5 protein-coding genes are annotated in these 5333 nt (G+C 64.1%); 4 read left to right on the top strand and 1 reads right to left on the bottom strand.

From position 1 onward, the window contains the following. Nucleotides 1-229 precede the first annotated feature (229 nt). The 4 genes from hemB to PMI38_RS24310 all read left to right on the top strand — a co-directional run bounded on the left by hemB (nt 230) and on the right by PMI38_RS24310 (nt 4523). The gene (gene hemB / locus PMI38_RS24325; RefSeq protein WP_008100121.1) at nt 230-1204 is read left to right on the top strand and encodes a porphobilinogen synthase; all 975 of its coding nucleotides are present in this window, start codon (nt 230-232) and stop codon (nt 1202-1204) included. Nucleotides 1205-1292: 88 nt separating this feature from the next. After that, nucleotides 1293-2795, top strand: coding sequence for a glycine betaine/L-proline transporter ProP (gene proP, locus PMI38_RS24320; protein ID WP_008100119.1), 1503 nt, complete (start codon nt 1293-1295; stop codon nt 2793-2795). Between the two features lie 33 nt (nt 2796-2828). Next, nucleotides 2829-3734, top strand: a complete 906-nt coding sequence (locus tag PMI38_RS24315; protein ID WP_008100117.1) for a LysR substrate-binding domain-containing protein — start codon at nt 2829-2831, stop codon at nt 3732-3734. Between the two features lie 84 nt (nt 3735-3818). After that, nucleotides 3819-4523: an SDR family oxidoreductase gene (locus PMI38_RS24310; protein WP_008100114.1), complete on the top strand. Its 705-nt coding sequence runs from the start codon at nt 3819-3821 to the stop codon at nt 4521-4523. A 98-nt stretch (nt 4524-4621) separates the two neighbouring features. Here PMI38_RS24310 and PMI38_RS24305 read toward each other — a convergent pair whose 3' ends face one another. Then, entirely contained in the window at nt 4622-5251 is a 630-nt protein-coding gene (locus PMI38_RS24305) for a riboflavin synthase (protein ID WP_008100112.1), read from the bottom strand. Nucleotides 5252-5333: the final 82 nt, after the last annotated feature.

Below are 5333 nucleotides of genomic sequence, written 5' to 3'. Positions count from 1 at the left end.
CCACAGGTAAATCACCAAGCCGAAGTCTGAGGTGAACCTGTGGGAGCCACAGGTAAATCACCAAGCCGAAGCCTGAGGTGAACCTGTGGGAGCGGGCTTGTCCCGCGAAGAGGCCAGCACAGGGAAAAAGGTTTCTGCACCCGGCGCAAGACACAATCTCCTCATCCGCCCTTTTCACTGGCGCCCAACAGGCATATGGTGTACGCCGTCCATATTCCCTGGAGCTGTCATGTCCAACCGTTTCCCGTCCGTCCGCCCCCGCCGCCTGCGCCAGAACGAATCGCTGCGCACCATCTTCCAGGAGACGGAATTCCGCCTCGAAGACCTGATCCTGCCGATCTTCGTCGAGGAAGGCATCGATGACTTCGTGCCGATCACCAGCATGCCGGGGGTCAACCGCATCCCCGAGAAAATGCTCGCCCAGGAAATCGAGCGCTACGCCCGCGCCGGCATCAAGTCGGTGATGACCTTTGGCGTTTCCCACAACCTCGATGCCACCGGCAGCGACACCTGGAACGAAAACGGCCTGGTCGCGCGCATGGCGCGCATCTGCAAGGACAGCGTGCCGGAAATGGTGGTGATGTCCGACACCTGCTTCTGCGAGTACACCAGCCACGGCCATTGCGGCGTGCTGCACGACCATGGCGTGGACAACGACGCCACCTTGGCCAACCTCGGCAAGCAGGCGGTGATCGCCGCCGCTGCCGGTGCCGACTTCATCGCCCCGTCGGCGGCGATGGACGGCCAGGTCCAGGCCATCCGTGGCGCACTGGATGCCGCAGGCTTCCACGACACCGCGATCATGGCCTACTCGACCAAGTTCGCCTCGTCGCTCTACGGCCCGTTCCGTGAAGCTGGCGGCACCACGCTCAAGGGCGACCGCAAGGCCTACCAGATGAACCCGATGAACCGCCGCGAAGCCGTGCGCGAGTCGCTGCTCGACGAGCAGGAAGGGGCCGATGTACTGATGGTCAAGCCCGCCGGCGCCTACCTCGACGTGATCGCCGACATCCGCGCTGCCTCGCGCCTGCCGCTGGCGGCGTACCAGGTCAGTGGCGAATACGCGATGATCAAGTTCGGCGGCCTGGCCGGCGCCATCGACGAAGGACGGGTGGTGCGCGAGAGCATTGGCGCGATCAAGCGTGCCGGTGCCGACCTGATCCTCACCTACTTCGCCATGGACCTGGCGCGCGAGGGCATCTGACCCTGGCAGCGAGAAATCGCTGAGCGTGGAATTATTTAGTGTCCCTGCGGTTCTGATGCCAGAGAGGCTCAGCCACAGGGACACTGGGATGAAATCACGCAAGAAAACCGTCAAGCCGATCGGCTTGCAAGACATCACCATCGTTGACGACGCCAAGATGCGCAAGGCGATCACCGCCGCCGCACTGGGCAACGCCATGGAATGGTTCGACTTCGGCGTCTATGGCTTCGTCGCCTATGCCTTGGGCAAGGTTTTCTTCCCCAACGCCGACCCCAGCGTGCAGATGATCGCTGCGCTGGCCACCTTCTCCGTGCCTTTCCTGATCCGCCCGTTGGGCGGGCTGTTCTTCGGCGCCCTGGGCGACCGCTTCGGCCGGCAGAAGATCCTTGCCGCCACCATCGTCATCATGTCGCTCAGCACCTTCGCCATCGGCCTGATACCGTCCTATGCCTCGATCGGCATCTGGGCGCCGATCCTGCTGCTGTTGGCGAAAATGGCCCAGGGCTTCTCGGTGGGCGGGGAGTACACGGGCGCCTCGATCTTCGTCGCCGAGTACGCCCCGGACCGCAAGCGAGGCTTCCTGGGCAGCTGGCTGGACTTCGGCTCGATTGCCGGGTTCGTACTGGGGGCAGGGGTGGTGGTGCTGATTTCCACCCTTCTTGGCGAGGAGAAATTCCTCGAATGGGGTTGGCGCCTGCCGTTCTTCCTGGCCTTGCCGCTGGGCCTCATCGGCCTGTACCTGCGCCATGCGCTGGAAGAGACGCCGGCCTTCCAGCAGCACGTCGAAAAGCTTGAACAAGGTGACCGCGAAGGCCTGGCATCGGGGCCGAAGGTGTCGTTCAAGGAGGTTGCGACCCAGCATTGGCGCAGCCTGGTGACCTGCGTCGGGGTGGTGATCGCCACCAACGTCACCTATTACATGCTGCTCACCTACATGCCCAGCTACCTGTCGCACAACCTGCACTACAGCGAAGACCACGGCGTGCTGATCATCATCGCGATCATGGTCGGCATGCTGTTCGTGCAGCCGGTGATCGGCCTGCTCAGCGACAAGTGGGGCCGTCGGCCGTTCATCATCGTCGGCAGCGTCGGCCTGTTCGCCCTGGCCATTCCGGCCTTCATGCTGATCAACAGTGGCGTGCTCGGGGTGATTTTCGCCGGCCTGCTGATCATCGCCGTGCTGCTGAACTTCTTCATCGGCGTCATGGCCTCGACCCTGCCGGCGATGTTCCCCACCCATATCCGCTACAGCGCCCTGGCCAGCGCCTTCAACATCTCGGTGCTGATCGCCGGCCTCACCCCGACCCTTGCTGCCTGGCTGGTGGAAACCACCGGCGACCTGTACATGCCGGCCTACTACCTGATGGTGATCGCCGCCATTGGCCTGATCACCGGCCTGACCATGAAGGAAACCGCCAACAAGCCCCTGCGCGGCGCCGCGCCAGCCGCGTCGGACATCGAAGAGGCCCGCGAACTGCTGCAGGAGCACCATGACACCATCGAACAGAAGATCGAGGACATCGATACCCAGATCGCCGAGCTTGAGGCCAAGCGCAAGCTGCTGGTGCAGCAGCACCCCCGGATCGAGTAAGGTGTGAGGGTCTCCACTCAGTAGATAAACTTCATGGCCGATGGCTTCTCGGCGCTGCCACCCCTCAATGCCCTGCGGGTATTCGAGGTGGTGGCGCGGCACCTCAACTTCCGCCTGGCGGCCGACGAGCTGGGCGTGACCCAGGCGGCGGTGGCCCAGCAGATTCGCGCCCTGGAGGCGAACCTGGGGCTCAAGCTGTTCGACCGCCTGCCCAGAGGGCTGGGCCTGACGGGGGCCGGCCAGCGCTACAGCGGCGACATTCGCAGCGCCTTCGCCCTGATCGCCAGCGCCACCCAGGCGCTGCGGCCGGATGGCGCACAACTCACCGTCAGCGTGACCCCGACCTTCGCCGCCAAGTGGCTGATCCCGCGGCTGGCATCCTTCACCGAGCAGCACCAGGGCATCGACCTGCAGGTACTGGCCACCGACCGCCTTTCACAGTTTCGCCCGGAGGGTGTGGACCTTGCCGTGCGCTATGGACGCCCGCCCTTCGGCCCGGCGCTCAACACCGAACTGTTTCTGCCCCAGCGCATCGTGGCCGTGGGCAGCCCGGCGCTGTTGCAGGCACAAGGCGCGCCGGCCGACCTGCAGCAGCTGCAGCGATACACCTTGCTGCACGACGCGCACAACTTCTGGCCCGACTTCATTGGCGAGGTGTTCCAGCAGCCGCTGCAGCCTGCAGCGCGGAACGTGCGCTTCAACCAGACGGCGTTGGCGATCGATGCGGCGATTGCGGGCCAGGGCCTGGCCTTGGCCAGCTATTACTTCGTGCAGAGCGACCTGGCCGCCGGGCGCCTGGCCTTGGCGTTCGACCACGAATTGCGTCTGGACCAGGCGTTCTACCTGGTGTGGCCGCGCAACGCCTACCAGCCGCCCGCGCTGGCTACCGTTCGTGACTGGCTGATCAAGCAGGCAGTAGATTTTCTATCGACTGATTGAAGCTTGCCTGGCTCTCTGCAGCCTCAAGCCTGCTGCTAGGCTGAACCCCATCACTCACGCAGACGAACTCGACAAGGGGTCCCCATGACAGTTGAAAAAGTAGCAATCGTGATCGCCGGTGGCAGCGGCATGGGCGCGGCAGCCGCCCGGCGTCTGGCGGCCGACGGCTTCAAGGTTGGCATTCTGTCGTCGTCCGGCAAGGGCGAGGCACTGGCGCAGGAGCTGGGTGGCATCGGTGTGACCGGCAGCAACCAGTCCAATGAGGACATCAAGCGCCTGGTCGATGCGGTGGTCGCCCAATGGGGCCGGATCGACGTGCTGGTCAACAGCGCCGGCCACGGCCCGCGTGCACCGATCCTGGAAATCAGCGACGAGGACTGGCATCAGGGCATGGAGACTTACCTGCTCAATGTCATTCGCCCGACCCGCCTGGTCACGCCGATCATGCAGCGCCAGCAGGGCGGGGTGGTGATCAACATCTCCACCGCCTGGGCCTTCGAGCCGAGCGAGATGTTCCCCACCTCGGCGGTATTCCGCGCGGGGCTGGCGTCGTTCAGCAAGATCTTCGCTGACACCTATGCCGGCGACAACATTCGCATCAACAACGTGTTGCCGGGCTGGATCGACAGCCTGCCGGCCACCGATGCACGCCGCGACAGCGTGCCGCTCAAGCGTTATGGCACCGCCGAGGAAATCGCCGCGACCGTGGCGTTCCTGGCAAGCGAAGGTGGGGCGTATATCACGGGGCAGAACATCCGGGTCGACGGTGGGATTACCCGCAGCGTTTGAGGTTGTCTGCCCTGGCCCTATCGCCGGCAAGCCGGCTCCCACAGGTTTTTGCAGGGCTGCGGACATTGTGGGAGCCGGCTTGCCGGCGATAGGGCCCTTCAGGACAACAACTTTTCGCGGGCCAGGGTGTTTTTCAGGGTGCGCTCGACCACATCGACCAGCACCATGGTCTGGTGGTCCACTTCGATGTTGATCAACTCGCCGGCCTTGTAGTGGGCGAAGGTAGTCTGGCGCAGGGTTTCCGGGATCAGGTTGATGGTGATCAGCGTGTCGTCGACATCGGCGACGGTCAGGCTGCAGCCATTGACCCCGAGGAAGCCGCGCGGGAACACGTACTTGGCCCATTCCGGCGGCATGCGGAAGGTGATGAACGCGCCGGTCTCCTTGATCGACAGCTCGACGATTTCGGCAGTGGTGGCGATGTGGCCAGCCATCAGGTGGCCGCCGACTTCGGCGTTCATCTTCGCCGAGCGCTCGATGTTCACGCCTTGGCCGGCCTTGAAGAAGCGCAGGTTGGTGCGCTCCAGGGTGGCGGTCATGGCGTCGAACTTCACCTGGGTGCCGTCGATTTCGGTGACCGACAGGCAGGTGCCTTCGACACTGACGCTGGCGCCGATCTTCAGTTCGTCGAGCAGCTCGGGGGTGAGGTCGACGGTGAATTCGTTGTGGCCCGGGTAGGTGGTCACAGCGAGAAGAGGGCGCACGGCCTGGACGATGCCGGTGTACATGGGTTGCTCCTGGGCACGGAAATGAATGCCCGGAAAACTATGCCCCTGGGGCTTTAAAAGCAAGTTGACTGTACCGGCCCTA

Source organism: Pseudomonas sp. GM84 (assembly GCF_000282535.1).
Lineage (GTDB): Bacteria > Pseudomonadota > Gammaproteobacteria > Pseudomonadales > Pseudomonadaceae > Aquipseudomonas.
The sequence above is the reverse complement of the archived record's forward strand: the minus strand, read 5'-3'. Positions and strand labels throughout refer to the sequence as shown.